This window comes from Beijerinckia indica subsp. indica ATCC 9039, assembly GCF_000019845.1.
Taxonomy (GTDB): domain Bacteria; phylum Pseudomonadota; class Alphaproteobacteria; order Rhizobiales; family Beijerinckiaceae; genus Beijerinckia; species Beijerinckia indica.
Map to the genome: position 1 here is coordinate 366268 of NC_010581.1, position 26376 is coordinate 392643.

Sequence of the window (26376 nt, forward strand, 5' to 3'; positions counted from 1 at the left end):
AGCCTCGTTCGGCGTCACCCATCCCGGTGGGGAGATGATGCTTTGGCTGTGATCGATTGAATCCGGCGGTTTCCCTACCTATCTGATATTCATTGCGTATCGACGAGGGCGACGGCATGGCTGTTCAACTCAACCACACCATCGTCTGGTCGTCCGACCAGACGATGTCCGCTCGGTTCCTGGCCGAGATACTGGGTCGGCCAGCGCCAACTCGCTTCGGCCATTTCGACGTGGTGGAACTCGACAACGGTGTCTCTCTCGACTTCGCCGACGCAAAAGGCTCGATCCACCCACAGCACTACGCCTTCCTGATCAGCGATGCGGATTTTGACGCTGTTCTCAGCCGCATCCGCGAGCGAGGGCTTGAATACTGGGCCGACCCGATGCGCCACCGCCCGGGCGAGATCAACCACAACAATGGTGGGCGGGGTGTCTACTTCCCCGACCCCGATGGCCATTTCCTGGAAGTTATCACTCGGCCCTACGGGAGCAGTGCGGCTGAGCCCGTTGCGTCGGGCTGATACCGGGCTAAGTTTGGAGCACCATCTGCGTCTGTATAGTGCCAGCGTCCCGTGGCGGCTCGCCGGGTGACTGCTTCTGTCTGCTTCAGGCCGATTCCAGTCGGCCCGCTTTTGGGGAACGCAATGAGGCAGCGGACGTTCGAAGCGGCGTCGTGTGGACACACGACAAGTGGCCGCAGCACCCCACAATCGCTATGACTCTGATGGACGGCCATGTTTTGCCTGGCCGCACCGACGCGCATGGACCAAAAGGACTGACGCCGTTGCCTACGCCGGCAGGACGATCACCTTCGTATTGACTGGCGTTCGTGAATAGAGGTCGAGCATGTCCTGAGTGAGGAGGCCGGTACAGCCGCTCGTCACGCCGGTCCCGATCGATTCGGGGTCGCTGGTGCTGTAAATCGTGTAGAGCGTGTACACACCTTTCTGATAGAGATAGAGTGTGCGGGCGCCGAGCGGATTGTCGAGACCTCCCGGCATGCCGCCGGCATATTTGCGCGCCTCGGGCTGGCGCTCGATCATCTCCTTGGGTGGGGTCCAGGTCGCCCATTCCCCCTTGCGCCCGACGTAAGCCTCACCGCTCCACAGGAACCCCTTACGGCCGACATTGGCGCCATAGCGGGTGGCGTTTCCATCGCCTTCGATGCGGTAAACATAGTAATTGCCGGGATCGATGATGATCGTGCCGGGCGCTTCATGGGTGTCGTAGCGCACTGTCCGGCGATAATATTTCGGATCGATCTTGGCGACATCGACCGCCGGGATCGGGAATTTCTTGTCGGGCACTGGCCCGTAGAGCTTCGCCGCCTCGGCGCGGATCATGGCGTCGTCGGTTGTCGCGCAACCGGCTAACCCAAGCGCGCCGAGACTGACGGCAGAGCCGAACAGAAACGACCGGCGGTTGAGAAGCTCCGACCGAAGCCCAAGCAGAGCTACGTCGTCCCTCTCGCTGGCGTTGGCAATCTCACCGTCCATGATCATGACTTTGGAATTTCCCATATCCTGTCACCCGACCAGAGAATGCTCCGGCATATGCCCGCTGAACGTCTTTGCCGAGCTGAGATTGCCGTTACACGACTCGATTGGCAAGCTCAAGCCTTCGCGGGGCGGGCTTGCCATGCGAAAGCCCGTCCACGCAGTCGCGCATCGCGCTGGCTTTGACAAAAACATGCAGTCGTCCGCTTCGTAGGAGCGGCTCTCGTCCACTCAATGACTACGTTGGGAGCAATGTCTGCATCGCTGTCCGAGCCGTGGCCCGCGTTATGCTCTGCAGCTTGGCCCGGCAGAGGCGGAGCTTTATAACGAGGCGGAACCCCAATATGGAAAACAAGGAGTAAATGATGGCCGAAATTGAAATTTATACAACACCGACCTGCGACTATTGCGCGAGCGCGAAAAAGTTATTTGCCAAGAAAGGCGTGACCTATACGGAAATCGACGTTTCGGGGTCGAAAGATCTGCGCAAGGCCATGACTAAGCGAGCCAATGGCGGCGACACGGTCCCGCAAATCTTCATCGATGGCAAGCATATCGGTGGCTACGACGATATGTATGCGCTGGACCGCAAGGGCTTGCTCGATCCGATGCTCGGCAAGACCGCATAAACGCTAGCATGATTGCCTGTTTGCTGATGAAGACCGGTGTGGTGTTGGCTGGTACCAGCGCGATAGGGGGCGCAGTTTCATAACGGCGGGGAACGAATGACCGCTTGCTCAAGCAAATGAAATTTTCTGGATCAAACGTCTGCTTCGGGGGATTTACGGGCGCCCCCTGGCCGACCGACCTGGGCGCAAAGCAGAAATGGATGTGCCTGTTACGGGACTGACGGATGGCCATGGGGAAAGAATGTTGCTCCGAGAAGGTGCGAACACCTCCTCGGGCAAATTTTTTCAATTCTTTCTTCCGTTTCTCATAAAAGGATGGGCACCGCAGAGAGCCCTTTGGTATCCTGATTGGAAACGGAAAGACAAACTTCTGGCATTCAGAATGTCTCGCCGGTCATGGCCTCGCTTTTGGCCCAAAGCGCTTCGGCGTGTTGGGGATCGAGCGCATAAGCCCGCACGCCTTCATCGAGCAGGCCGATCGGTTGATCGTCAGGGACGATGTGACTGACATGGCAGTTCTCGCAATAATGACCGCCTACCGCATCGGCCTTTGCGACGACGCCAGCCCATACCGAGGTTGCCGCACCTTGCGGGATTGTCTTGAATTCAAGGGGAGGCTTGCCATTGGCGGCGGCCTGTTCATTGATCTGAGCGACCATTGCTTCGAGCTGGCCCGGCGGCATGTGCCGCGCCAGCTCGGTCCTGATACCGCCTGGATGCACGGCTGTTGCCCTGACCCCACGCTCGCGATGGCGCCGGTCGAAAGCGACCGCGAACAGGATATTGGCGGTTTTCGAGCGGCCATAGGCGGCGAAGGGCTCGTAAGGCGTATGCTCGAAATTCGGATCGTCAAGATTGACATCGGAAAAGCGATGCCCGGAAGAAGCAAGATTCACGAGCCGTGCGCCATCCTTCATCGAGCCGGCGATTCGGTTGATCAGCATGAAATGGCCGAGATGGTTGGTGCCGAACTGCGTTTCGAACCCATCTTTTGTATGTCCGAACGGCGTGGCCATGACCCCCGCATTGGCGATGACCAGATCGAAAGGGGCTAATCTGGTGTTCAGCGCATCGGCGCAGGCGCGCACGCTCGCCAGATCGGCGAGGTCGAGTTCGACGATCTCGAACGTCCCACCGCCTTTTGCGGCGTCGGTCCGCACCTGGGTGGTCGCCGCCTCCGCTTTTTGCAGATCGCGCGCCGCGCCGACGACATGGGCGCCATGCGCCGCCAGGACCCGCGCGGTCTCGACCCCGAGGCCAGCGGACACGCCGGTCACGAGCACGCGTCTGCCATGGAGGGATACGCCCGCGAGCACGTCGTCGGTCGTGGAAGTCGCGCCGAAAGAATCTGCCATAATGGTCTCCAGCAAGGGAAGAGCGTCGCTGCATTGAACGACTGCATGAGAGGAGTTATGTGGAAACATGCTCCGTTTATTAATATGTGGAGGATTTCTCCGTTTAACAAGGGGACGCCGCTTGGCAGAAGAAAAAACATCGCATCGCCGCCCGCGCCGTGACGGACTCCTCAACCGGGAGAAACTTATCGAGGTTGCGAAATCGGCGTTTCGGGCGGGAGAGGCAGATATTCGTTTCGACGACATTGCGCGTCGTGCTGGCGTGGGGATCGGCACGCTATATCGCCATTTTCCCAATCGGGATGCGCTGATCGAAGCCGTCTATCGTGCCGAGCTGGACAGACTGGCCCAGGCGGCGAAGAGGCTTGCTGAAACCTATCCGCCGGTCGAGGCCCTGCGCGAATGGATGCTATTGTTTGTGGATTACATCGCCGCCAAACAGCTTATTGCACCCGCACTCAATTCCCTCGTTAGCGATTGTTCGTCTGCCCTCTATGCCGCATCAGGCGAGGTCATCAAGACGGCCATTCATGACTTGGTGGGGCGCGCTGTTCAGAATGGCGACGTACGGTCTGATCTGGAGCCGCTGGATTTGCTGCGCGCGCTGGTGGGTGTCTCGAATGTTGCCGCCGATCCAGGTTGGGAAGCGAGTGCCAAACGGCTCGTCGATATCTTGATCGCAGGGTCCCGGCCAGTGGTCTGATTGGCGTCGGATAGGGGTGGCTGCTATGGGCCTATTCTGTTGAAAAAGTCGATATTGCGTGGATGGTAGATCGCTGATTCAATCCAGTTGAAAAGCAAGGGTTGAAGGTGATGATCGGACCGCGGCAAGTCGAGCAAGGGGTACTCTTCTATAATTTCTCGCTCGATGTTCATGTGCCGCCGGACCATTTGCTGAGAGCGATCGACCGCTTTGTCGACCTTTCGGATTTGCGGCAGGAGCTGGCGCCTTTTTACAGCGCGACGGGCCGTCCTTCCGTAGATCCCGAACTCATGATGCGGATGCTAATCATCGGCTATTGCTGCGGCATTCGTTCGGAACGACGCCTCTGTGAGGAGGTCCATTTGAACCTCGCTTATCGCTGGTTCTGCCGTCTGGGCCTTGAGGGCCGTGTTCCTGATCATTCCACTTTCTCGAAGAATCGTCATGGCCGTTTTCGTGAGTGCGATCTGCTGCGACGTCTGTTCGAGACTGTCCTGCAGCGCTGTATCGAGGAAGGCCTGGTCGGAGGAGAAGGCTTCGCCATTGATGGTAGCCTCATCAAAGCCGATGCCAGCCGTCAGACTTGTGTGCCGGGAGCCGAAGGGTTGCCAGCGGATACAATGAGCCGGGCCGTAGAGGAATATCTCACAGTGCTTGACGATGCCGCTTTCGGCGCCGCAACATCCGTAAAGCCGAAGTTCATTTCTCCAGCCGACCCAGCGGCCCGCTGGACGGGCGCTCAGGGAGGACCGGCCTATTTTGCCTATACAGTCAATTATCTGATCGACACGGATCATGCGATCATCGTGGATGTCGAACCGACCACGGCCATTCGCCAAGCCGAAGTCACGGCAGCCAAACGCATGATTGAGCGGACGATGGCCCGTTTCGAGCTTTATCCAGAGAGCCTTGCTGGCGACACGGGCTATGGCTCCGGCGAGATGCTCGGCTGGCTCGTTTACGAGCAGGGGATCGAGCCGCACATTCCCGTCTTCGACAAATCCACCCGGACTGATGGAACCTTTTCGCGTGGCGATTTCGTCTATGATCATGAAGGCGATGTCTATTTCTGTCCTGCAGGAAAGATGCTCACGAGCAAGGGAACATTGGTAAATGATGGTGCAACGCTGCTCTATCTTGCCAGCAAGTATGATTGTGATGAGTGCGCCCTGAAATCGCGCTGTTGTCCCAACACACCCGCGCGCAAGGTGCCACGATCCATCTACGAGGGCGCGCGTGATATGGCCCGCGATATCTTGCAGTCGAAGGAGGGCCGGACATCACAGCGTCTGCGCAAAAAGGTCGAGATGCTGTTTGCCCATCTCAAACGGATCTTGCACCTCGATCGGCTCCGATTGCGCGGGCCAAATGGGGCGCGGGATGAATTCCATCTCGCAGCCACAGCCCAGAACTTGAGGAAGCTCGCCAAGCTCATCCCAATACCACAGCCAAAACCAGTATAAGAGGGGCCTCGTCCTATCACCGTCTATAAATGACGCGCTTCAAATGCGTTTCGTCGCCGGAAAAGCCAACCCTTTTTCAACAGAATAGGCCGGGAGCAGAATGACTGCTAGAAATCTTCGGCATGGAAAAGCAGACATCCGCATTGGGATTTCTGCACAATATAAATCTCGAATGTCTGTATTGAGTGATTGCGCGCCGTCAACAAATCCTTGCAGAGTGAGCTATCGGTTACCAAGCTGACACTAGCCCCTTACAAACTTAAAGTTTGTCTCACCAATTAGCTGATGCACTCTTCCTTGCTAGTGCGCGGTTAACCCCGAAATTGAGTTCCCCTCAAGAGAGTACCTTAACCAACCAATAATTCAACGCGTCTTCAAAGGGTTGAGTGGGCAAGAAGTGACCTCTGAGCCATGCGAGGATGTATTTTTTCAGATAGTAATCGCCGTGGATCCAGATGTACGCAATCCAATAGGCCCAATCGTCCGCGCGGTGACGGAGAAGCGCTGAGAGAATACAAGAGGTGCGGGCATCTCGCTCAAGAGTAGCTTTTCTCGTCAGCCACAAAATCTTGAGGAAGCGCGCTGTGACGACGGTATGGCCGGGCATATCAGCGCCGATGTTTCCGATAAAATGACATAACGCGGCGAATCCCTCGGCGGTGCTTTCGTCGAAATACATGGCAAGAGATTGCGGGTTGAGCCAAATGTTTCCATGCCGTCGAACGGCCAACCCGACGGTTATGTTCGTTTGGTCTTTTGGGGTCACGAGCCCTTGCGACTGCGCAGCAAGGACGACGGCCTGGAGCCAAGTTCCATCCACTCTAGTCAAAACGGCCGCGATTTGCCGATAATGAAGATCATCACTGAGCAGCACGTCACCACGAGAGGCTGCCAGGTACATCGGTTCCAAAACGCGCTGACCGGTCATTCGATAAAGGTCGGCAATTTCTTCCGGTATGGTGTCAGGGAAGGTGACGGGCTCGATGACGCAGTGATCTTCGATCTTCTGTTTGACACTCTTCAAAGCATTGATTTGCTGCTCTAGGAATTCGTCATTAATGTCATGTCTGACGAATTCGCCGCGGACAAAACCAAGGGACAGCTGGGTACGTCCGAGATCGGCCTTTGCGCGTGTAATTCCAGCATCCAATTCATCGATCACGGAAGCTGGGACGCTCAGAGTTCCGAACCAAGACTTCAGAAGCGGCAGCGAGCTAACTTCCGCCGCGACGATCGCAGTGTATTCGTCAAGAACGGCGCCTGCGTTCCGATAGTCTTTTGCGGTGGATATACCCTTATCAAATTCAGCACTCGTTCCATTGGCCGTGACAATATCCAGTCCCAAAGAACGAATGAAATAGGCAAAGCGAGTTACATCCATACCTATGGAGCGCGCCATAATCGCAAGCGGAAGACCTTTGAGGTAAAGCTCCTCGACCACTTTTCGTTGGCTGTCTGCATGCGCCTTGACCATATCAAGGATGGGTTGAATGTCGCCCTCGACAGTCGTGAAGCCCCAAAGGCCGGGGGTGCTCGGAAATCGAGTTTGAAACGACTGCATCACCGTGTGCAAAACGTGCAAATATTTGCTTTTGATCTCTTTGATTGTCCAAGCTCGTTGCTGGCCACCCAGGTCGCTTGTCTCGAACGAGTCATTGACCTTTTTGCCGACAAGACGCTTAGCTCTCTCTTGATGGATTGAAACGACCTCTATCCCGAGAATTGCTGGGCCATGGCCAATGATAAAGCTATCGGTCCGGCCCAGATCATCCTTAATCATGACCCAGCAGTCTTGGCCGACGTTTGTTTGATTTGGAATGATCATTTGGCTGTTATCACCAAGGATCAGTCCAACATAGCCAAGTGCCAGTTGCGGATCGTCAGGATGAGCTTGAAGCGTCTGATAAGCCAGCGAAAGCGCTCTTGAGAACTCGCCAGCGTCCCGGAGCTGGTGGGACCACTGCATGGCGTAAAGCGGTGGCCCCACGAAGGTCGTTTCATCGCGTTCGATGATAAATTTCCGGATTTCTTCGTCACGATCAGTGCGTCTATAGATCTCGATAAGTTTTAGAAGGAGATAGGCATCTTTTGGAAACGCCTCGATCGCCTTCTTCAAGACAGCTTCAGCTTCGCTATAGCGCCGTCGGTCAGTTAAAATGCTGGCGTAGCCTCGTACAATTCTCAAATGACTGCGGACCGCTGGCGTCAAACGTTCATAAAATTTCATATTGCGCTGACGGGTCGGCCTTTCTAACGCATGCGCGTCCGAAAGCTGCAGCAGCTCTGGTGTGATGGCACCCAGATCGAGATGGCCATCCAAAGCACTAATTACGATGCCGTAATCCCCAAGGGAATGGGCATAAGACGCGATGGTGATTCGAGCCGGATGCGAGGTTTTCGGACCAAGCAGTGAGACGGCATCAGAATAAGCGCGGCTTGCCACTTCCCCAAAACCGTGCCGGTGTGCAAGCTTCGCGATGACTATGAGGGCTCTAGGCTCTGTTACAGCTTCTTGTCGGGCCTTATCGAGCACAATCTCATCACCCTGGTCCTGACTGATGCCCAGGCTCGCCAAGGTAAGGATATGTGCAACAAACGGCTTTTCAATATCGGGGATTTCAGCCTCGCGCAGGATCTGAGCCGCTTCGGACCAATTGCCCTTATTGAATTCGAACACGCCTTTGAAAAAACCTGCCGCACCTTGGGAAGGCAGCTTCGCCAATCCGCGCGAGACGAGTTCATTATCATTGAAAATCAGGGCGATTTGAACGGCTAGGATAAGAGCCGGCTCATAGTCGGAACGATCAACAAGCTCTCCCGCGAGTTCGATGGCCTTGGGGCCGTCTTCAAGCAGGCGATAGGCAACACTACAGGTGGTGAGCGCTGATAGGCCATCTTCGCGATTTGGAACCTCAGATCCTTTAATCCGAAGCCAGATACCCTCGAGGACATCTGCCGAGGATTGAATCTTTCCACGCTCAACATCGGTAAGCGCACGATATTTTTCGTGCCGGGTAGCGCGCGCGATTTCGTCAACATCCGCTTCCGTTGCAAGCACCTTAAAGAAGTGACTTTCTGGATAGGTCTGAGCTCCAAGACGTGCGAGCGACCACCATCGTTCTTGCTGGTCGCGTTGCAGTGCGTGAAGACATCTTGCCAATAAAACCTGCTCGCGATGTTTTAGACCTGCCGGGATCATTTGCTCCGGGTCGGTGCCGTCATCCAGGCTGATACAGGCATCGATAAGACGAGCGGCCAATTCCTCATTGTTCGGGTCAAGCGCGAGTTCAGTTTGTGCGAATGTGATGGCTTCTTTGAGTTCTTTACGAAGGATTAGGGCAAAAGCCCGTGTCGCAATGGCCTTTGGTTCACGTGGTGCAGTCTCCACGGCTTCATCAAACCATCCCAAAGCACCGGAGATATCGCCGAGCTGTGCAAGGCAATTGCCGATATTCGCCTTTATCCGGAAGATGACATAGGGCGATGCTTCGCCTGGAAGCGTGGCGAGCATCTTTCGCAGGCCATTTTCTGCCTCTTTTGCGTAGCCAACTCTAAGCCGTTCCCGCAAGAAATCGATTTGCGGATTGAGAGCTTGTTCTAAGACCGTGAGGATCCGCTGGTCAGTATCCTGAGGCATCCCTGCGCTGACGAGGCGCAAATAGTCCGGTAAGAATACCGCCGCGCCTGGAGAATTTGAAATGACGACGGAATCCCGACCGGCTTGGGAAAAGATGTTCGTATTAGCTGACCTGTCACTGAAAGTTTCGACCTGTTCGAGCGCACCGCTTACGTCATCAAACGGTGCGCCACTCAGTTTCCCGATGGCTTGCCATCTTTCATGTCAACATTGGTGAAACTGAAGTCGCCTGCAGACTTCGATTTGACGTCGATGGTTTGAACGCCCTTGATCACGTCAATTTTGACATGTCCGCCGCTGTCGATGTTAAGTTTGATACTGGCGATGGTATCCGCTGCTTTGAGAGCCGCCTTATCTTCTTTCACGGCGGTCAAAAGGGTGGCCAGTTTTTGCGATATTTCATCCGCATCTTCTGGTGGAATGTCGGCAATAGCCGAAGCGAGTTCATTTTGTGCATCCTGAGACGATGCGTCTTCTTCGAGGCGTTCTGCTGCCCTTTGTACCTTCCGACCGCAAACGGTTATCAAAGCTCCTTTTAAGCTCTCGTAGGCGTCCTTGGTCGCCTCCTTGATGACCTCTGTGCCTATAATTTCGCCGATCTTCGGGGCGAGCGTCGAGGCGCCAGCAATCATGGCGGGAAGAAGCAATGAGAAATCCATCAGATCTAACCTACCCCAAACGTTAAAGTTTTAACCGTATATTACCGCTGGAGGCAATTAATTTAAGCCAAAGCGCTCGGAGGTTGTGCGTCGTGGAACGTCTTAAGGTCGGGAGCAAGCTTGCTCGGTGCAAAGCCCTAGGAAGGGTCCGCTTTCAGGAGCTGCTACACCACTTGCAAGTGACCGGCTTGGGCGCCAAGTGGAAGTTGAATGATCTTCCTCGAAGGTCGCCTACGGGTTGACTTGAGAAGTTAAGGACCATCTCCCCAACTTCAGGACGTGCACAAAAGCTCAGGCCTTCGCGTCGGACGCATCAGACTCCTGCGCATCCTGTGGATGCGGCATGGAAATGATATTGTAGCCCGCATCGACGAAATGGACTTCGCCGGTCGTGCCGCTCGCCAGATCGGAAAGAAGATAAAGCGCCGATCCGCCAATATCCTCGATCGTGACGGTCCGGCGGAGGGGAGCGTTTTTCTTTTCGAAATTGAACATGAACCGCGCATCGGCAATGCCGGCGCCTGCCAGGGTGCGGACCGGTCCCGCCGAGATTGCATTGACGCGAATTTGCTGCGGACCGTAATCAGCGGCGAGATAGCGGACACTCGCCTCGAGCGCTGCCTTGGCGACCCCCATGACATTGTAATTCGGCATGACGCGCGTCGCGCCGCCGAAGGTCAGGGTGAGCATGGAGCCGCCCTTGGGCATGAGCACCGCCGCGCGCTTGGCGACTTCCGTGAAGGAAAAGGCGGAGATCAGCATGGTTTTGGTGAAATTCTCGCGCGTTGTATCCGCGTAGCGGCCTTTCAGCTCGTTGCGGTCTGAATAAGCGATCGCATGCACGAGGAAATCGAGATGGGTCCAGTGTGCTTGCAAGCTGGCAAAGACCGCATCGACCGAGGCGAGATCCTCGACATCGCAAGGCAGAACGAGCGAGGAGCCGAGCTTTTCGGCGAGCGGACGCACTCGTTTGCCGAGCGATTCGCCTTGATGGGTGAAGGCCAGTTCGGCGCCCTGCGCGGCGAGCGCCTTGGCAATGCCCCAGGCGATCGAATGATCATTGGCAACGCCCATGATCAGGCCGCGCTTGCCCGCCATCAACCCGTTGGACTGCCGGCCAGGCGCCGGTCCTTCCGCCTCAAGCATCGACATGCTTGAAGACGAGGGTGGCATTGGTGCCACCAAAGCCGAAGGAATTGGAGAGGACAGCGCGCAGGGATACATTGTCCCGGCGATGACGCACGATATCCATATCCGCGAAAGCCGGATCGAGTTCCTCGATATTGGCGCTTTCGCAGATGAAGCCGTTCTGCATCATCAAGAGGGAATAGATGGCTTCCTGCACACCGGTCGCGCCGAGCGAATGACCGGTCAGTGATTTGGTGGCGGCGATCGGCGGGCTCTTGTCCCCCGCACCGAAGACTTCACGAATGGCCTCGATCTCTTTGAGATCACCGACGCCTGTCGAGGTCGCATGAGGATTGATATAATCGATCGGAATGTTCACGTCTTCCAAAGCCATGCGCATACAGCGCACCGCGCCTTCGCCGGAAGGGGCCACCATGTCATGGCCATCGGAGGTCAGGCCATAGCCCACGATCTCGCCATAGATCTTGGCGCCGCGCGCCTTGGCGCGTTCCAAGTCTTCCAGCACGAGAACACCGGCGCCGCCGGCGATCACGAAACCATCGCGATTCTTGTCATAGGCGCGCGAGGCGACGGCCGGCCGATCGTTATAGGCGGCGGCCATGGCGCCCATGGCATCGAACAGGACGGAGAGGGTCCAGTCGAGTTCCTCGCAGCCGCCAGCGAACATGACATCCTGCTTGCCGTAGCGAATCATCTCATAGGCATTGCCGATGCAATGGTTGGAGGTCGCGCAGGCCGAGGAGATCGAATAATTGACGCCCTTGATCTTGAACCAGGTGGCGAGCGTCGCCGAGGCGGTCGAGGACATGGCCTTGGGCACGGCGAAAGGTCCGACTTTTTTCGGTCCCTTGTCGCGCGTGATATCAGCGGATTCGACGATCGTGCGGGTCGAGGGGCCGCCCGAACCCATGATGATGCCGGTGCGCGGATTTGAGACGTCCGAAGGCTCGAGACCAGCGTCGAGGATGGCCTGATCCATTGCGACATGATTCCAGGCGGTGCCGCCGGCATGGAAACGCATCGCCCGGCGATCGAGCATGGCGCTCGGATCGAGCGTCGGGGCGCCATGAACCTGGCTGCGAAAGCCGAGTTCGGCATAGCGCTCGGCCCGCACGATACCCGATTTCGCCTCCCGCAAGGAGGCAAGCACTTCCTGGCTCGTGTTGCCGATAGAGGACACGATCCCCATTCCGGTCACGACGACGCGCCTCATTCGGTGTCTCCCATACCATCGCGCAAGGGTCCGGCGAACCGGAACGGCTTGCTCTTATCGCATCGTTCGCGTGGAAACCAATAAGTTGTTTGGGGGATCAGGCGGGAGCCGCCGCGGGCTCGGCGCGGAAGAGGCCGACTTTCAGATCCTTCGCCTCGTAAATGCGCGTCCCATCGGCTTCGAGCCAGCCGTCGGCAATGCCCAGCACCAGCTTGGTCTTGAAGACGCGCTTCAAATCGACGCCATAAATAACCCGCTTGACCGAGGGCAGGACCTGATCGGAGAATTTCACCTCACCGACGCCGAGCGCCCGCCCGCGCCCCGGCAGGCCCAGCCAGCCGAGATAAAAGCCGAGCAATTGCCACAGGGCATCGAGACCGAGGCAGCCCGGCATGACGGGATCGTTCTTGAAATGGCAATCGAAGAACCAGAGGTCCGGCCGGATCGCGAATTCGGCGCGAATAACGCCCTTGCCGTTCGCGCCGCCTTCCTCGGAGATCGTAGCGATCCTGTCGAACATCAGCATGGGCGGCAGCGGCAATTGCGGATTGCCGGGCCCGAACAATTCGCCTCGCGCGCAGGCGAGCAGATCCTCATATTCGAAACTGGAGCGCCGCTCGCTGGTATTCTCGCCCATTATCAACCAATTCTTTCACGCGAAAACGTCGAGCCGGCTGACATCCAGGCCTCGCGTGAAGCCGGCAGCCGACGCACCCGTCCAGTTTGAAGGGAGAACAGACCGTTCCGCCGGTCATGCCCTCGTGATCCGGAGCCCCGAGCCCAGTGCTGGAACCCTGAAATCCCGGAGTTCCAAGCCTATTGCCATTTATTCGAGAAAGCTGGCCGCGGAGGGACGGACCGGGACAGATTTTGGGCCTTCTAACACAGCATTTGCGAGGCTGAAAGCGCCCGCCGGGGGCTAACAGCCGGTTTTTTCGAACAAAGGATCGTTTCGATCCCACGGGAGGCAATCTTTAAACCATTGGCATTTCCGTTTATCCTCCCCATATCTTCGGCGCGGATGGGCCAAAGGGCGCCTTCCTGGGATGAGACCATGTCGTTACGCCAAAAATTCTTGAATATCCTGCTCGCCGGCCTTCTGGCTTTCGGTCTTGCCGGGGAGGCTTATGCGCGCGCGGGCGGCGGTGGCTCGTTCGGTAGCCGTGGCGGCCGGACGTTTTCCGCTCCCTCAATGACACAGACGGCGCCGCGCGGCGCCTCGCCCTTCGAGCGTTCGATGACCTCGCCCAACCAGGGTATTTTCCGCCCCGGCATGGGTGCGGGTATGGGCGCGCGGCCGGGCTTCTTCTCTGGGGGCTTCGGTCGTGGCTTGCTCGGCGGTTTCCTGGGCGCCGGACTGTTCGGACTTTTGTTCGGGCACGGACTGTTCGGTGGTCTCGGCTCCGGCATGTCCTTCCTCGGGCTGCTGGTCCAGATCGGCCTTTTGTTCCTCTTGTTCAAACTCGTCATGGGGTTTCTGCGCAACCGGCAGCAGCCCGCCTACCAGGGGGCGGACCAGGGCGGTCAGGCCCCGGGCAATCAGCCGCAGGGCGGCAATTTCGGCTTTGGCGGCGGCCCAGGGCCGGGACGAGCCGGCGTCAACGATCAGCCCTTGCCCATCGAGACGGCTGATTACACTGCCTTCGAACAGAAGCTCGCCGCCATCCAGTCCTCCTTCAGCAATGAGGACCTCAATGGTCTGCGGCTCCTGACGACGCCGGAAATGGCCTCTTATTTTGCCGAGGAAATCGCTGGCAACGCGACCAAGGGGTTCGTCAACAAGATCAGCGACGTTAAACTCTTGCAGGGTGATGTCGCTGAAGCTTGGCGCGAAGCCAATGGCGAATATGCCACGGTGGCGATGCGCTTCTCCCTCACCGACCGGATGATCGAGCGCGCGAGCGGCCGTATCGTTTCGGGGGGAACCCCGGAGCAGGTGACTGAAATCTGGACCTTCTTCCGGCCGCTCGGCGCAACGCCGGCCGATTGGAAGCTGGCGGCGATCCAGCAGCAGGGCTGAACCGGCTCGACGGATTAGAATATAGGATCGTGAATCAATCGGCCCCGGGCAGGGAACTGTCCGGGGCCGATGTTTTTGAAGGCTTCTCGATCGCGTGGGCTTTCGCTACGCCTGCCGCATTAAATCAAAGAGGAGCTGTCTTGCTTTCTTACCTAAAAAGAAGGGCGGTTCCGAGGAACCGCCCTTCTTTTCTTTTCTCTTTACTTCAATTCGGGAGGAAGCCCACGGCGACGGAGACCAGGAGCACAATGCCCAGCAGGAAACGATAGATCACAAAAGGCCAGGCTGAATAACGTTCCAGAATATGCATCAGACTCCAGATGGCGACGAAGGCGGACAGTGAGGCGACGATCAGCCCGACGGCCAGCATCGACCATCCCTGCGCATCGAGATGCGCCTTGTGCAATTCCCATAATTCCTTGAAGCCCGCGGCGGCGATGGCCGGCAGGCCGAGCAGGAAGGAGAAGCGCGCTGCTTCCTCGCGCTTGAGGTCCCGGAACAGAGCCGCCGTCAAGGTTGAGCCGGAGCGGGACACGCCGGGGATCAAAGCGCCCACCTGGGCACAGCCCACGATCAAGGCATCCTTCAACGTCACCTGATCGAGCGTGCGCTTGTGCCGCGCGTAATATTCAGCGACCGCCAGGAGAGCACCCATGACGACACAGGAGAGACCAATGACGGTCAGGGTCCGGAGCGGCGAGTTGCACGCGTTGAGAAAGGGCGACAGCAGAACGCCCGCGACCATGATCGGCACCGTCGCGAGCACGATCCAAACCGCGAAACGGAAATTCCAATCCCTGAAATCGCGCCGCCGCACGGCACCGATCGAGCCGAACAGAAGGCCGCGGACGTCGGACCAGAAATAGCTGATCACAGCGGCCAATGCCGCGAGCTGCATAGCGGCGGAAAAGGCGGAACCGGGGTCTTGCCAGCCAAGAAGAGCGGGGACGATTCGCATATGCGCCGTCGAGGAGATCGGCAAAAGCTCGGTCAATCCTTGAACGACACCGAGAAAAGCCACTTTCGCATAGCCGAGCGCGACGAATCCCGTATCGAGCCCTTGAGTACAGGCGCTTGCCATATCGATTGTCCTAAACGGGTGGGAAAAGGCGGGGAAGCTTTCGCACCTATTGTCCCGCCTTCTTCCGTCAAGGTCAACGGAAGCTGGAACGGGACGGCTGCTTGCGATCCTTGTAGCAAGAATAAAAGGCATTTTTTTGAGAAAAGATGCGGATCGGCAACATATTCATACCAAAGGTCGTAAAGAACGACCTTTGGTTCCTTTCTTGAATTTTCGCTTTTTCAAAGTGATAGCGAAAATTCAAGAGCGGTCCAACGATCATTTATTATGACCGCTGGTATCACATAACGAGAAGGGCCCGGGGCGTTTTTCGCCTCGGGCCCTTTAAAATAAAGAAAAATGTGTATGAAAATCAGGCTTTGGGTCCGCCCCGCGAGACGCCCACCTTGGCCGGCCGCAGAACCCGCTCGCCGATGACATAGCCATCTTCAACGACCTGCTTGACCGTGCCGCTGACGACGCTTTCATCGGGAATTTCGAACAGGGCTTCATGCAGGTTGGGATCGAACTTATTGCCCAAAGGCTCGATCTTCTTGACGCCATATTTGGCGAGGCGGGAGAGAAAATCCCGCTCGGTCAGTTCGATACCTTCGACGAAGGTTTTCAGAGGGCCGTCCACTGCCTGTTTCGCTTCGGCTGGCAAGCTTTCAATCGCCCGATGCAGATTATCGGCGAAGGTCAGCATGTCGCGCGCGAAGGAGGTCACGCCGTAAAGCTTGGCATCGGCCACTTCCTTTTCGGAACGGCGGCGCAGATTCTCCATGTCGGCATAAGTGCGCAGGACTTTGTCCTTCAGCCCGGCGTTTTCAAGCTGCAGGTTTTCGAGAACGACAAAGGGATCGGGCTCACCTGCGGGCGCCTGTGCGCCGGGATCGTTGAACACCGAAGCTACCTCCTCGGTCGTGTGATCATCATCCGGCCGTCCGGAAGTGCCCTGATTATTGGTCGAATCTGTCATGTTCTCTCTTCGAGATTGAAAAACTCTTCTCGGATATCTGTTTACCGGGCGCAAAAATCAAGCACTGGAGCGCTCAAGGTGCGGTTTATAACATCGCGCTCGTTCAACCGGACGGAAGAACGAGGCTGTAAGTTTTTATAAACGCATCAGACTTTCTTATGACGGCCTTTAGATCATTGAGCCGCGGCCTGAAAAATCTGCTGGAAAGTGCTGAGTTCCGCACTATTCAGATCGGAAACGGCCCAGAACGCGAGCCCTGACGCTGTCCAATGAAGCAGATGATAGCCTTCGCGCGTCGTGAACGAGGGGGCCGTCGCAGGCGGGGCGGAGCCTTCGGTTGGCCAGATGAAAAGATTGATGACATGATTGTGGCGCCGAAAGATCAGGGCCGCGACAATTCTATCCATGACATAATCGATGCGGCCGCCGACGAGTGGAAAACCTTGTGACGATAAATCCTCGACGGGCGGAGCGAAATCGAGCTTGCCGGTAAACCAGGGTTTGACGGTATGCTGGTCTGACGTGGCTACATCGGTCAGATGGTCGGCAAGCAGTGAACGGACGTGGCTTGCGACGAGCTCTTGCGGCAGACTATCCGTGAATTTCGCCGGCATCAGGAGGAGAAGCAGGCCGAGAGCCAGGACGGCGCTGGACGGCACCAGGCTCCAGCGCCCGATAAAATCCAAGCCCTCGCGCCAGAAGGAGCGCCGTGGCACAAGAGCCGTGGCGGGCAGGCTCTGTCCTTCGGCGGAGCCCTGCTGCTGCTCGATGGCTGCGAGAACGCGGGCCTGCAAAGCCTCCGGCATGGGCCAGCGGACCTCATCGCGGTCCAAAGCCGTGCGAATGTCTTCGAGCTTTTTCACCTGGGCGGCGCAGCCTTTACATTGGGTGAGATGAGACTCGCAGCTCGCGGCATGGATGGCGTCCATCTGACCATCCACATAGGCGTGCAGCGGCAAAACCCATTCGGCGCAGGGAGGGGGATTGGATCGGGTCTCCAGCTTGTTCATGGCCGATCCATTTCTTGGTCGCGCCAATGATCGGCAAAAACCTTGCGCGCCCGCGCGAGGCGCGACATGACGGTGCCGATGGGCAGATCAATTGTCAGGGCGATTTCGTGGTAGGATAAGTCCTCGAGTTCGCGCAGGATGAGAATCTCTCGGAAGGGCTCGGGCAAGGCATCGAGGATCAACCGGATCCGCTCCGCTTCAGTCCTTTGCAACAATGCGGTTTCCGGTGTCTCGCACTCGATCGCGAGGTCGGCTGGATCAAACCTATCCTCTTCTTCGCTCATAATCTCCTGGGAAAAGCTCCGGCGTTGATCGGTCGAGGGCTCGCGCCGTCCCTTGGTGCGCCAATCATTGTGACAATTGCGGACGATGGTGAGGAGCCAGGCTTTGGGGCTGTCGCCCCGAAATTTATCGAAACCATTCAAGGCGCGCAGGACGGAATCCTGCACGATATCTTGCGCGGCATCGGCGTCACGGCTCAGAAAACGTGCGAGATTATGGGCGGCGTCGAGATGCGGCAGAATGATCTGCTGAAAGCGGATCAAGGTTGCCCCGTCCAATCGAGCATTGCATTGGGCGTTGTCTTTCGCTGACGAGAGAGACAGAGACGCGAGGGCGCGGCGCAACGCCAGAACACGCGAGAAGAGGGACGGCAAGAAAGAGCCGGTCCCTTCCGCGTAACCAGCGACCATCCAAAAGGGGTCGGGACGGGGCCAGGATTGCATGGAGACACTCATCATGCGCGCCTCTGTGATTGAGAAAGGGACATCGCGCTTGACCCATACGTCATCCAACATGGTGTATGGGCCAAGAACCATTGTATGAACCAAGAATCAGCGCGTTTCGACGACGATCTTTCCAGTCATATGCGGATGCAGCGAGCAGAAGAAATCATAAACACCGTCCTTATCGAAGGTGAAGGAGAATGTATCATCGCTGTCGAGCACTTTCGAGCGGAACAGATGTTTCGTCTCGACAACCGTATGGGGAATGTCGTCGTGGTTGACGAAGGTCACTGTCGTGCCGGGTGTCACCGTGACCGTGGCGGGCGTAAAGGTGAAATTATCGATAACGACAGTCACCGCCTGGTTTGCAGCGGCATCCTTGACCGGGTCTTTGGTCGTATCTGGGGCTGCGATCGCCGTTAAGCCGGGCATTGTCATCGCAAAGGCCAAGGCTAGGGCGGGTAAAAGAAGGCGGGCGCGAGAGAATGAAAGCGTCGTCATGGCCAAGTCTCCAAATCATTCCGACTTTAACCAGCCAGGGGGCGATCGATGATGGCGAGAGGCTCACCACCGTGAATGACATCGATTGTGGCGATGCCGAGATATTTGCGCAAATCGCCTGGCGGGACTTTCATCGGGCCGGGTGAGGGCGCAGTGCCCGGCACCGGCTGCGGAAAGGCGGTCGAACGTGCGGTGTGGAAGGCAACATGGCCCTCGACCTTCTGCATGATCTGATGAATATGACCGTTGAGCACCGTCACCGAGCCAAAACGTTTGAGCGTTTCCAGCGCCTTGGCGCCGTCTTCCGTGCCCCAGCCCCATTCGGCATAGACAGTCCAGAGGGGAATATGGGCAAAGACCACAATCGGCGTGCTGGACGAGAGCAGCGCGACATCGGCCGCGAGCCAGGCGAGTTGTTCGGCTCCAAGGTTGCCGAGGCCGCCGGCCTTCAGATCGGTGACATTGACGAGGGCAATATAATGGATGCCTTTCTGGTCGAAACTATACCAGCCGGCGCCCAGGGCCTTGACGAGCGGTCCGCGACCATACCGATCGAGATAGGCTTTGCCTTGACTGTCATCGAGCAGATCATGTTCGCCTGGCACGGTGAAGATGGGGAGGCCGGCTTCCTTAAGGATCTGATCGGCGTCGTCGAATTCCTTGTCTTTCGACAAATGCGTGATATCGCCCGTATGGATCATGAAGGCCGGTTTATGGGGTAATGCCTTGATCTGGTCGATGGCCTCGCGCAGGGTCGCCAAAGCGTTCGGATTTGCTGGCTTGTCGAATCCGATATGACTATCGCTGATCTGAATGAAGGTGAAAGGCTCAACCTTTTGCTCGGCGGCGAAAGCCTTGTCGAGCTTCATGCTATGCGGCAGCCCCCCGCTCAAGGACCATAGAACGCCAGTGCCCGCCCATTTCATGCAATTCAGGAAGCCACGGCGGTCAAGGCCCTGTTTTTCCTGATGGACTTCATCCTTATCCTCACGCGAGCTCTGCTGAGCTAAATCCATTTCACCGACATTGGGCATGATCTTTCCCGTCCTGTTTCGATTCCGCGACCCATGCAACGTGCTGCATGCTCATCCAGACTGGTTGGGAGATCGATTTATTCCGCGCCTCGTGTAAAAAATTGCGGGCAGGGGAGCGGGGTGAAAATCAAAGAAAAAGGGGCGATCCAAGGGGACCAATTGCCTCATCAAAACATCTGTTCATATTGATTTCATTCAGATTTGTTTTTCTGTATGCCAGAGGAGGCCCTTGGAATAGCCAGATCAAATGTGACGGTGTGCTCAATCAAACGATGTTGGTGTGCCAATCGGTGTGCGGCCCGGATAGCTGGTGAAAGTTTTGCTGAGTATCATAATATGGGACCAAGCAACATCAGAGCTCCTAGATCCTCTCGATGTAGATCAATGCTCTCGCCAGATTTTGTCCCATATTGAAAACCCTCAAGGCATTTTGGATAGCCATCCTCGAGCCAGAGAATGAAGCCCATAAGTAACACGCGATTGCCGACCATGACCTCGGCGTCTGGCCAGTCGATCCATCGTTTGGGGAATTGTATGGGTGGGTGAGATCGATCCACCTCGAACGAAGTATAGAAACCATGACCTGTGTTATCCCGCTGCGTGATGCGTACGTTAAGCAAAAGCGTTCGCAGAGCGTCACTGATTTCGGTCTGTGCTTCGCAGATGGAAGCGAATACCGCATGCTCGAGTTTTGTGAACTCTGCCATGCTTAGTCCATCCCATGGTGTCACGCGCCTTGAACAACAAAAGAAGCAACAAGCTAGGATTGGTGCTGAGTAGGGTTTCGTTCACGTTTAACAAGGCTCAGAAAGTTCAAGTTTGGGCAGAAAATAGGAATTCGACAATCGTTTGCCGGTGGGGTTAAGGTGTGACTCTCCGCACTCTCTCCGCGAGCATCAGCGTTAATGAGTCTTCCCGTTCGTGAGTTCCGGGTGCGGGGATATAGGTCGCTCAAATCCATCACCTATCCAATCTCCGGCCTCGATATTTTTGTCGGTGCCAATGGCATCGGCAAGACCAATCTCTATCATGCTCTTGAGCTCATTCGTTCTGCCGCAGCGAATACTTTGGCTCGTGATCTGGTCAAAGAAGGCGGTCTTCAATCCGCATTATGGGCGGGGCCTCGCCATCGGTCGGAGCCAGCACGTATCCGCCTCGCCGTCGGTCTCTCTGATCCAGCGCGCCAGCGTTCTGGCGCAATTATCTATCGCTACGAGGTTGCGGTCGGATTTCCGCCGCCAACCTCGGCGGCCTTTCTAGCCGAGCCGCAGGTCAAGGAGGAAATTCTCACCTATCGGAGGGGAGCCAAGCCATTACGCTTGATTGATCGGAACGGCTCCTCCGTCATGGCGCGAGGTGAGGATGGCCGCCCGCTCCAGATCGATATAGACCTTCTTCCGTCAGAAACGGTGCTGGGGCGCTTGGAAGACCCTTCGCGGTACCCTGAGATGGACGCTTTGCGGCGGACGTTTCTGCAATGGCGGTTTTACCACGGCATCAGAACTGACGTGGCATCGCCGCTCCGCCAGCCATGCGCGGCTGTGGCAACGCCCTCGCTTGCATCAGATGGCTCTGATCTCGCCGCTGTCTTCGCAACCTTGGCTCATATTCGCCAGGATACCGCGGATCTCGACGCGGCTGTCGATCAAGCTTTCCCTGGTGCCAGATTAATTGTCCCTCATCCCGATCGGATGGCGCGTTTCGGCATGACGTTCCCCGAGTTCCCGCAACGGGTCTTTGAAGCCAACGAGCTTTCTGATGGAACTCTTCGGTTTCTCGCTCTCGCGGGCGCATTGCTCGCCTATCGATTACCGCCGTTCATCGCTCTGAACGAACCGGAGGCCAGCCTCCATCCCGATCTCATGCAACCTCTCGCCCGGCTTATCGTCCAAGCCGCGGAACGCACGCAAGTCTGGCTGGTTACCCATTCCACCCGCCTTGCTGATGCCATTGCCGCCACTGGCGCGGGTAAGGTGCGCTCGGTGATGAGACAGGACGGAGCGACCCAGATCGAGGGGTTAAAAGGCTGGGGTACGTTCGAGGACGAGGATGAGGATGAGTAAGCCAGCCACCGACTATAAAGTGGACACTGCGTAAGTCTGCTGCGAGTCGAGATGGGACGTTAAGCGATCATTTCGCAGAAAACGGCAGGGTGCAGGCAGTTCGCATTCCTGTGTCCCGTTCCGACCGGCGATATGCCGATCGGATTTCCAGCCTTCTCAGGACCTCGAAACTTCGATCGTTCACTCTTTCACGCAACGATGAATGCCAATGCTCTGGCTTCCATGTGTTTTGGCCCGCATGCATTCCGTGCTGTGAATGGCTTCCGCAGCAAAGGTCTTTCCTGCAGCCATCGTAAGCACCCGGACTCACTGTGTGACAGATTTCGGACGTTCCAATGACGGCCGAGAATGTCCGATAGGCGAAAAGCAGGCCCTCAAAATTGATATATTTGTCAATGTTACCCAGGGAGGGAACGCATATTCAAATGCCGATAGGGGTGCGAGCCTCCAGAATCGGCGCGATCCCGTTGGAGGCAATGCCAGTAGCAACGGCATGGTCAAGCCGTGATGCGTTCTTCTTCATCATTGGGCTCGCGCAGGACATAGCCACGCCCCCAGACGGTTTCGATATAATTGCGGCCCTGGCTCGCATTGGCGAGTTTCTTGCGGAGTTTGCAGATGAAGACGTCGATGATCTTCAGTTCAGGCTCGTCCATGCCGCCATAGAGATGATTGAGGAACATTTCCTTGGTCAGGGTCGTCCCCTTGCGCAAGGAAAGCAATTCCAGCATCTGATATTCCTTACCGGTCAGATGTACTCTGGCGCCGCAGATCTCGACGGTTTTTTGATCCAAATTGACGATCAGATCGCCGGTCATGATGACCGATTGCGCATGGCCCTTCGAACGCCGCACGATTGCGTGAATCCGGGCCACCAACTCATCCTTATGGAAAGGTTTGGTCAGATAATCATCCGCGCCGAAGCCCAACCCCTTGACTTTGTCCTCAATGCCGGCAAGGCCCGAAAGGATCAGAATCGGGGTCTTGACTTTGGCAACGCGCAAAGTGCGCAGAACCTCGTAACCGGACATATCGGGAAGGTTCAGATCCAAAAGGATGATATCGTAATCATAGAGCTTGCCGAGATCGATCCCTTCCTCACCGAGATCGGTCGTATAGACATTGAAATTTTCCGATTTCAACATCAATTCGACGCTCTGAGCGGTCGCGCTGTCGTCTTCAATCAATAATACGCGCATGTGCGGTCCCCATTGCCTATTGGTCGCCCGGCCGACGCGTCCGTTGCAAACTTTTGCCCTTGACGCTGCCCTGGCCTGCGGCGCCGACCGCAAAGCGAAAGGGCATCATTGCTATGAATTTCGTAACCTTAACGTCGAATGGTTAACAAAACCATTCCTGCCTTGAGTCACAAAAATGCGTGCGCGTCAAAGACAATTGATGTCTGTGAACACAGGTGCCTCTGTTTTCTTCTACCAGATGAAGCTTGCGTGATGATGGAATGGCTTGGAAACCATTAACCAAAGCCGGATGAGCGAGGGGGAATGAATAAAAAGGCGCCTCGATGGGCGCCTTCAAGGAACTTCCAGGATGTGAATGCAAGAAAGCTCAATTGAGATCGGAGCCGAGGCGTGTGCGGCGCGAACAGGCTCCGTCGTTCGGATCAGTCGCCTAATTTGGCGAGCAGAGTGTCGGATACTTCGAAATTGGCATAAACATTCTGCACGTCGTCGTTTTCCTCGAGCAGATTGACGAGGCGCAAAATTTTCTCGCCTGCTTCGTCGTCGACGGCGATGGCATTCTGGGCCTTCCAGATCAGGGATGCCTTGCGCGGTTCCCCGAATTTGGTTTCCAGTGCTTGCGCCACATCGCGCAAACTTTCCAACGAGGTGATGATTTCGTGGGTTTCCTCGTTGGACTGGACGTCTTCCGCGCCGGCTTCGATCGCCGCCTCAAGCATGGCTTCCTCGGACGCGACCGAGGCAGGAAATTCGATGAGGCCGACATGGTCGAACATGAAGGAAACGGCGCCGGTTTCGGCGAGTGACCCACCGGATTTGGTGAAATAGGACCGCACTTCGCCGGCCGTCCGGTTGCGATTATCCGTCAGTGCCTCGACGATAAGGGCGACACCACCCGGCGCATAGCCTTCGTAACGGACCTCATCGTAATTTTCACCATCAGCCGCTGAAGCCTTTTTGATGGCGCGTTCGATATTGTCCTTGGGCATGTTTTCCGCCCGCGCCGCGAGCACGGCGGCGCGCAAGCGGGCGTTCATCGCGGGATCGGGCAGGCCCAGCTTCGCCGCCACGGTAATTTCGCGGGCGAGCTTGGAGAAGAGCTTGGAGCGGATCGCATCCTGCTTGCCCTTCTTGTGCATGATATTTTTGAACTGACTATGACCCGCCATACCTTCCTCTATGCGTCTACGGCATCAAACCAAAGCAGTGTCGGCTTTCATCCCGCGCCCGTTGCGGCGGCCTTTATAAGGCGTCGAAGAACAGAAATAAAGGAAGGGTGAAGGGAGAGAGCCGATCTATTGCCGGGCCGTCTGGCCGAACAGGATCCGCCGCGATTCCTCGTCGTTAACGCTGGGGACCTTGTTGATGTCTTCGGCTTTGGCATAAGCGCGCAAGGTTGCGGGGCGCGTGGCAATGGCGTCGAACCAGCGTTGCAAATGGGGAAAATCGCTGAGTTTCTGGCCTTGTCTCTCGTAGGGGACGATCCAGGGATAGGCGGCCATGTCGGCGATGGAATAATGGTCGCCGGCGAGAAAGGCATGATCGGCCAGTCTTTTGTTCATCACGCCATAGAGCCGGTTGGTCTCGTTGACATAGCGGGTGATGGCATAAGGAATTTTTTCCGGCGCATATTGGCTGAAATGATGGTTCTGCCCGGCCATAGGGCCGAGGCCGCCCATCTGCCAGAATAACCATTCGAGTGTCGCCACCCGGCCGCGGAGATCGGAGCCGATGAATTTGCCCGTCTTCTCGGCGAGATAGAGGAGGATTGCCCCGGATTCGAAGACGGAAACCGGCGCGCCGCCATCGACTGGAGCCTGATCGACGATAGCAGGAATGCGATTATTGGGCGATATGGCGAGAAAGGCCGGCTCGAATTGCTCGCCTTTGCCGATATTGACCGGATGGATGCGATAAGGAAGCTCCGCTTCCTCGAGGAACAGCGTGATCTTATGCCCGTTCGGGGTGGTCCAATAATAAAGATCGATCATCGTGTCGTCTCCGCATCGCATGGGCGCGCGTTTCGAGGGATATGACTTCGAAGGATATGACATTGTCAAACACACGAGCCTTTTCAAGGAAGTGCACTTCCTTGAAAAGGCTCGTGGCAAGAAGCCTCAGGAAAGATGGGGCCTGGCGACCGCAAGGGTCGCCAGATCTCACGCGGCGGCGGGGGCGGGCAGGGCGAGAGAAGCCTCGATCCGCGCCACGCCGGCCTTGACGGCGGCCTGCACTTTCTCGAAGGCACGAACTTCGATCTGGCGCACGCGCTCGCGTGAAATGTCGAACTCGTCCGACAAAGCCTCCAGAGTGACCGGATCATCGGCCAGACGGCGGGCCTCGAAAATCCGCCGCTCGCGCGGATTCAGGACATCGAGCGCCTGCCGCAGGGCGCCAAGACGATTGGCGCTTTCTTCCTGATCGGCAAGGACATGTTCCTGATTGGCCTGATCGTCGACCAGCCAATCCTGCCACTCGCCTTCCCCTTCCTCGCGCAGAGGCGCGTTCAGGGAGGCATCGCCGGACATGCGGCGGTTCATGTCGATCACTTCCTGTCCCGTGACGCCGAGACGCGTGGCGATCAACGCGACCTGATCCGGGCGCAGATCACCTTCGTCCAAAGCCGAGATCTGGCTCTTGGCCTTGCGCAGGTTGAAGAAGAGTTTCTTCTGGCTCGCGGTCGTGCCCATTTTGACGAGTGACCAGGAACGCAAAATATACTCTTGAATCGAGGCGCGGATCCACCACATGGCATAAGTCGCCAGACGGAAACCTTTATCGGGTTCGAACCGCTTGACGGCCTGCATGAGGCCGACGTTACCCTCGGAAACAACCTCGCCGATGGGGAGGCCATAGCCGCGATAGCCCATGGCGATCTTGGCGACGAGACGCAGATGCGAGGTGACGAGCCGCTGGGCGGCATCAGGGTCTTCATGCTCCCGCCAGCGCTTGGCGAGCATATATTCTTCCTGCGGCTCCAGCATGGGGAAGCGGCGGATTTCGTTCAGGTAGCGGGTGAGACCACTCTCGCCCGAAATCATCGGCAATGCGGTAGCCATGGTCAATCTCCTTTCGAATCCCCACTTCAGTGGCGGATTCAGGCGTGATCACTCTTGAGAGTCGATCACGCGGCTCGTTCATGTGGGAAGCCCGGAGCGCAATCGCAAGGGTGGACGCTGAGGCTTTGTTGAATGGACAATGGAACAGAAGTGAAAAGGTTCAACCGAAAGCGGTGCTGAAAGGCGAGGAATGTTCACATTTCTGTTACGCCAGACGGTTTCGGGCACAAAAACTGGCATTTGCGGAGAGCGAACACCATTTTCCATTCCCCTGATTGTTTTCCATTCCCGGAATGAATGGGTGGATCTGTTCGGTTCGGGGCCGGCAAGTCCAAGAAGGCAACAAAGGGAGAATGGAGAATGATGTTTCGAGGTCCCATCGTTCTGTAATCAGCCTGTTGTGGTCAAGACCAAACAAGATA

The 26376-nt window shown here is 56.8% G+C and carries 24 protein-coding genes; 6 read left to right on the forward strand and 18 right to left on the reverse strand.

The features are described 5' to 3' along the window. The first annotated feature begins 92 nt into the window (after positions 1-92). Positions 93-521 (forward strand): VOC family protein, encoded by a 429-nt coding sequence (locus tag BIND_RS01640; RefSeq protein ID WP_244395936.1) that lies wholly within the window; start codon positions 93-95, stop codon positions 519-521. Between the two features lie 267 nt (positions 522-788). Here the strand turns inward: BIND_RS01640 and BIND_RS01645 are convergent, their stop codons facing one another. Continuing rightward, entirely contained in the window at positions 789-1502 is a 714-nt protein-coding gene (locus BIND_RS01645) for a L,D-transpeptidase family protein (RefSeq protein ID WP_012383336.1), read from the reverse strand. A 359-nt stretch (positions 1503-1861) separates the two neighbouring features. Here BIND_RS01645 and grxC point away from each other — a divergent pair, with 359 nt between their 5' ends. After that, positions 1862-2125, forward strand: a complete 264-nt coding sequence (gene grxC, locus BIND_RS01650) for a glutaredoxin 3 (RefSeq protein ID WP_012383337.1) — start codon at positions 1862-1864, stop codon at positions 2123-2125. Between the two features lie 377 nt (positions 2126-2502). On the opposite strand, the gene BIND_RS01655 is transcribed toward grxC, so the two are convergent. After that, positions 2503-3480 carry an SDR family NAD(P)-dependent oxidoreductase gene (locus BIND_RS01655; RefSeq protein WP_012383338.1) on the reverse strand — a complete coding sequence of 326 codons (978 nt, stop codon included), beginning with the start codon at positions 3478-3480 and terminating at the stop codon, positions 2503-2505. Positions 3481-3601: 121 nt separating this feature from the next. On the opposite strand from BIND_RS01655, the gene BIND_RS01660 reads away from it, so the two are divergent. Together BIND_RS01660 and BIND_RS01665 are read left to right on the forward strand one after the other, a co-directional pair. Next, positions 3602-4183 (forward strand): TetR/AcrR family transcriptional regulator, encoded by a 582-nt coding sequence (locus BIND_RS01660; RefSeq protein WP_041777876.1) that lies wholly within the window; start codon positions 3602-3604, stop codon positions 4181-4183. Positions 4184-4293: 110 nt separating this feature from the next. Further along, positions 4294-5646 (forward strand): IS1182 family transposase, encoded by a 1353-nt coding sequence (locus tag BIND_RS01665; RefSeq protein ID WP_012383340.1) that lies wholly within the window; start codon positions 4294-4296, stop codon positions 5644-5646. 334 nt (positions 5647-5980) lie between these two features. Here the strand turns inward: BIND_RS01665 and BIND_RS01670 are convergent, their stop codons facing one another. From BIND_RS01670 to fabA, 5 genes are all read right to left on the reverse strand, one after another. Next, positions 5981-9304: a tetratricopeptide repeat protein gene (locus BIND_RS01670; RefSeq protein WP_148210527.1), complete on the reverse strand. Its 3324-nt coding sequence runs from the start codon at positions 9302-9304 to the stop codon at positions 5981-5983. A 152-nt stretch (positions 9305-9456) separates the two neighbouring features. Further along, positions 9457-9942: a hypothetical protein gene (locus BIND_RS01675; protein WP_012383342.1), complete on the reverse strand. Its 486-nt coding sequence runs from the start codon at positions 9940-9942 to the stop codon at positions 9457-9459. A gap of 291 nt (positions 9943-10233) precedes the next feature. Next, a complete protein-coding gene (gene fabI, locus BIND_RS01680; RefSeq protein WP_012383343.1) occupies positions 10234-11088 on the reverse strand; it encodes an enoyl-ACP reductase FabI in 855 nt (284 codons plus the stop codon). Continuing rightward, positions 11081-12304 (reverse strand): beta-ketoacyl-ACP synthase I, encoded by a 1224-nt coding sequence (gene fabB, locus BIND_RS01685; protein WP_012383344.1) that lies wholly within the window; start codon positions 12302-12304, stop codon positions 11081-11083. Before fabB ends, fabI begins: the two co-directional genes overlap by 8 nt. Before the next feature lie 97 nt (positions 12305-12401). Continuing rightward, the gene (fabA, locus tag BIND_RS01690) at positions 12402-12941 is read right to left on the reverse strand and encodes a 3-hydroxyacyl-[acyl-carrier-protein] dehydratase FabA (protein WP_012383345.1); all 540 of its coding nucleotides are present in this window, start codon (positions 12939-12941) and stop codon (positions 12402-12404) included. Between the two features lie 417 nt (positions 12942-13358). Here fabA and BIND_RS01695 point away from each other — a divergent pair, with 417 nt between their 5' ends. Then, positions 13359-14324: a Tim44 domain-containing protein gene (locus tag BIND_RS01695; RefSeq protein ID WP_012383346.1), complete on the forward strand. Its 966-nt coding sequence runs from the start codon at positions 13359-13361 to the stop codon at positions 14322-14324. 205 nt (positions 14325-14529) lie between these two features. Here BIND_RS01695 and uppP read toward each other — a convergent pair whose 3' ends face one another. The 7 genes from uppP to BIND_RS01735 form a co-directional block, all read right to left on the reverse strand. Continuing rightward, on the reverse strand, positions 14530-15405 hold the full coding sequence (uppP, locus tag BIND_RS01700) for an undecaprenyl-diphosphatase UppP (RefSeq protein WP_012383347.1): 876 nt from the start codon (positions 15403-15405) through the stop codon (positions 14530-14532). Between the two features lie 352 nt (positions 15406-15757). Then, positions 15758-16363: a nucleotide exchange factor GrpE gene (gene grpE / locus BIND_RS01710; RefSeq protein WP_012383349.1), complete on the reverse strand. Its 606-nt coding sequence runs from the start codon at positions 16361-16363 to the stop codon at positions 15758-15760. Between the two features lie 173 nt (positions 16364-16536). Next, positions 16537-17373 (reverse strand): anti-sigma factor family protein, encoded by an 837-nt coding sequence (locus tag BIND_RS01715; RefSeq protein ID WP_012383350.1) that lies wholly within the window; start codon positions 17371-17373, stop codon positions 16537-16539. After that, entirely contained in the window at positions 17370-18098 is a 729-nt protein-coding gene (locus tag BIND_RS01720) for a sigma-70 family RNA polymerase sigma factor (RefSeq protein ID WP_244395937.1), read from the reverse strand. The genes BIND_RS01715 and BIND_RS01720 overlap by 4 nt, the downstream gene beginning before the upstream one ends. A 108-nt stretch (positions 18099-18206) precedes the next feature. Further along, positions 18207-18599 carry a cupredoxin domain-containing protein gene (locus BIND_RS01725; RefSeq protein WP_012383352.1) on the reverse strand — a complete coding sequence of 131 codons (393 nt, stop codon included), beginning with the start codon at positions 18597-18599 and terminating at the stop codon, positions 18207-18209. Between the two features lie 26 nt (positions 18600-18625). Continuing rightward, positions 18626-19615, reverse strand: coding sequence for a metallophosphoesterase family protein (locus BIND_RS01730; RefSeq protein WP_041778315.1), 990 nt, complete (start codon positions 19613-19615; stop codon positions 18626-18628). Positions 19616-19962: 347 nt separating this feature from the next. Further along, a complete protein-coding gene (locus tag BIND_RS01735) occupies positions 19963-20340 on the reverse strand; it encodes a hypothetical protein (RefSeq protein WP_012383354.1) in 378 nt (125 codons plus the stop codon). Positions 20341-20538: 198 nt separating this feature from the next. Between BIND_RS01735 and BIND_RS01740 the strand changes: the two genes are divergently transcribed. Next, positions 20539-21696, forward strand: coding sequence for an AAA family ATPase (locus BIND_RS01740; RefSeq protein WP_012383355.1), 1158 nt, complete (start codon positions 20539-20541; stop codon positions 21694-21696). A 497-nt stretch (positions 21697-22193) separates the two neighbouring features. Here BIND_RS01740 and ctrA read toward each other — a convergent pair whose 3' ends face one another. From ctrA to rpoH, 4 genes are all read right to left on the reverse strand, one after another. Next, positions 22194-22895 carry a response regulator transcription factor CtrA gene (ctrA, locus tag BIND_RS01745; protein WP_012383356.1) on the reverse strand — a complete coding sequence of 234 codons (702 nt, stop codon included), beginning with the start codon at positions 22893-22895 and terminating at the stop codon, positions 22194-22196. A gap of 422 nt (positions 22896-23317) precedes the next feature. Continuing rightward, positions 23318-24064: a YebC/PmpR family DNA-binding transcriptional regulator gene (locus tag BIND_RS01750; protein ID WP_012383357.1), complete on the reverse strand. Its 747-nt coding sequence runs from the start codon at positions 24062-24064 to the stop codon at positions 23318-23320. Between the two features lie 126 nt (positions 24065-24190). Then, the gene (locus BIND_RS01755; protein WP_012383358.1) at positions 24191-24886 is read right to left on the reverse strand and encodes a glutathione binding-like protein; all 696 of its coding nucleotides are present in this window, start codon (positions 24884-24886) and stop codon (positions 24191-24193) included. Positions 24887-25054: 168 nt separating this feature from the next. After that, positions 25055-25954 carry an RNA polymerase sigma factor RpoH gene (gene rpoH / locus BIND_RS01760; protein ID WP_012383359.1) on the reverse strand — a complete coding sequence of 300 codons (900 nt, stop codon included), beginning with the start codon at positions 25952-25954 and terminating at the stop codon, positions 25055-25057. Positions 25955-26376: the final 422 nt, after the last annotated feature.

Coding starts and splice junctions, on each gene's coding strand:
- BIND_RS01645 (WP_012383336.1), bottom strand. CDS start 1,502: ATGATCATGGACGGTGAGATTGCCAACGCCAGCGAGAGGGACGACGTA.
- grxC (WP_012383337.1), top strand. CDS start 1,862: ATGGCCGAAATTGAAATTTATACAACACCGACCTGCGACTATTGCGCG.
- BIND_RS01655 (WP_012383338.1), bottom strand. CDS start 3,480: ATGGCAGATTCTTTCGGCGCGACTTCCACGACCGACGACGTGCTCGCG.
- BIND_RS01665 (WP_012383340.1), top strand. CDS start 4,294: ATGATCGGACCGCGGCAAGTCGAGCAAGGGGTACTCTTCTATAATTTC.
- BIND_RS01675 (WP_012383342.1), bottom strand. CDS start 9,942: ATGGATTTCTCATTGCTTCTTCCCGCCATGATTGCTGGCGCCTCGACG.
- fabI (WP_012383343.1), bottom strand. CDS start 11,088: ATGCTTGAGGCGGAAGGACCGGCGCCTGGCCGGCAGTCCAACGGGTTG.
- fabB (WP_012383344.1), bottom strand. CDS start 12,304: ATGAGGCGCGTCGTCGTGACCGGAATGGGGATCGTGTCCTCTATCGGC.
- fabA (WP_012383345.1), bottom strand. CDS start 12,941: ATGGGCGAGAATACCAGCGAGCGGCGCTCCAGTTTCGAATATGAGGAT.
- BIND_RS01695 (WP_012383346.1), top strand. CDS start 13,359: ATGTCGTTACGCCAAAAATTCTTGAATATCCTGCTCGCCGGCCTTCTG.
- uppP (WP_012383347.1), bottom strand. CDS start 15,405: ATGGCAAGCGCCTGTACTCAAGGGCTCGATACGGGATTCGTCGCGCTC.
- grpE (WP_012383349.1), bottom strand. CDS start 16,363: ATGACAGATTCGACCAATAATCAGGGCACTTCCGGACGGCCGGATGAT.
- BIND_RS01715 (WP_012383350.1), bottom strand. CDS start 17,373: ATGAACAAGCTGGAGACCCGATCCAATCCCCCTCCCTGCGCCGAATGG.
- BIND_RS01720 (WP_244395937.1), bottom strand. CDS start 18,098: ATGCAATCCTGGCCCCGTCCCGACCCCTTTTGGATGGTCGCTGGTTAC.
- BIND_RS01725 (WP_012383352.1), bottom strand. CDS start 18,599: ATGACGACGCTTTCATTCTCTCGCGCCCGCCTTCTTTTACCCGCCCTA.
- BIND_RS01730 (WP_041778315.1), bottom strand. CDS start 19,615: ATGGATTTAGCTCAGCAGAGCTCGCGTGAGGATAAGGATGAAGTCCAT.
- BIND_RS01735 (WP_012383354.1), bottom strand. CDS start 20,340: ATGGCAGAGTTCACAAAACTCGAGCATGCGGTATTCGCTTCCATCTGC.
- BIND_RS01740 (WP_012383355.1), top strand. CDS start 20,539: ATGAGTCTTCCCGTTCGTGAGTTCCGGGTGCGGGGATATAGGTCGCTC.
- ctrA (WP_012383356.1), bottom strand. CDS start 22,895: ATGCGCGTATTATTGATTGAAGACGACAGCGCGACCGCTCAGAGCGTC.
- BIND_RS01750 (WP_012383357.1), bottom strand. CDS start 24,064: ATGGCGGGTCATAGTCAGTTCAAAAATATCATGCACAAGAAGGGCAAG.
- BIND_RS01755 (WP_012383358.1), bottom strand. CDS start 24,886: ATGATCGATCTTTATTATTGGACCACCCCGAACGGGCATAAGATCACG.
- rpoH (WP_012383359.1), bottom strand. CDS start 25,954: ATGGCTACCGCATTGCCGATGATTTCGGGCGAGAGTGGTCTCACCCGC.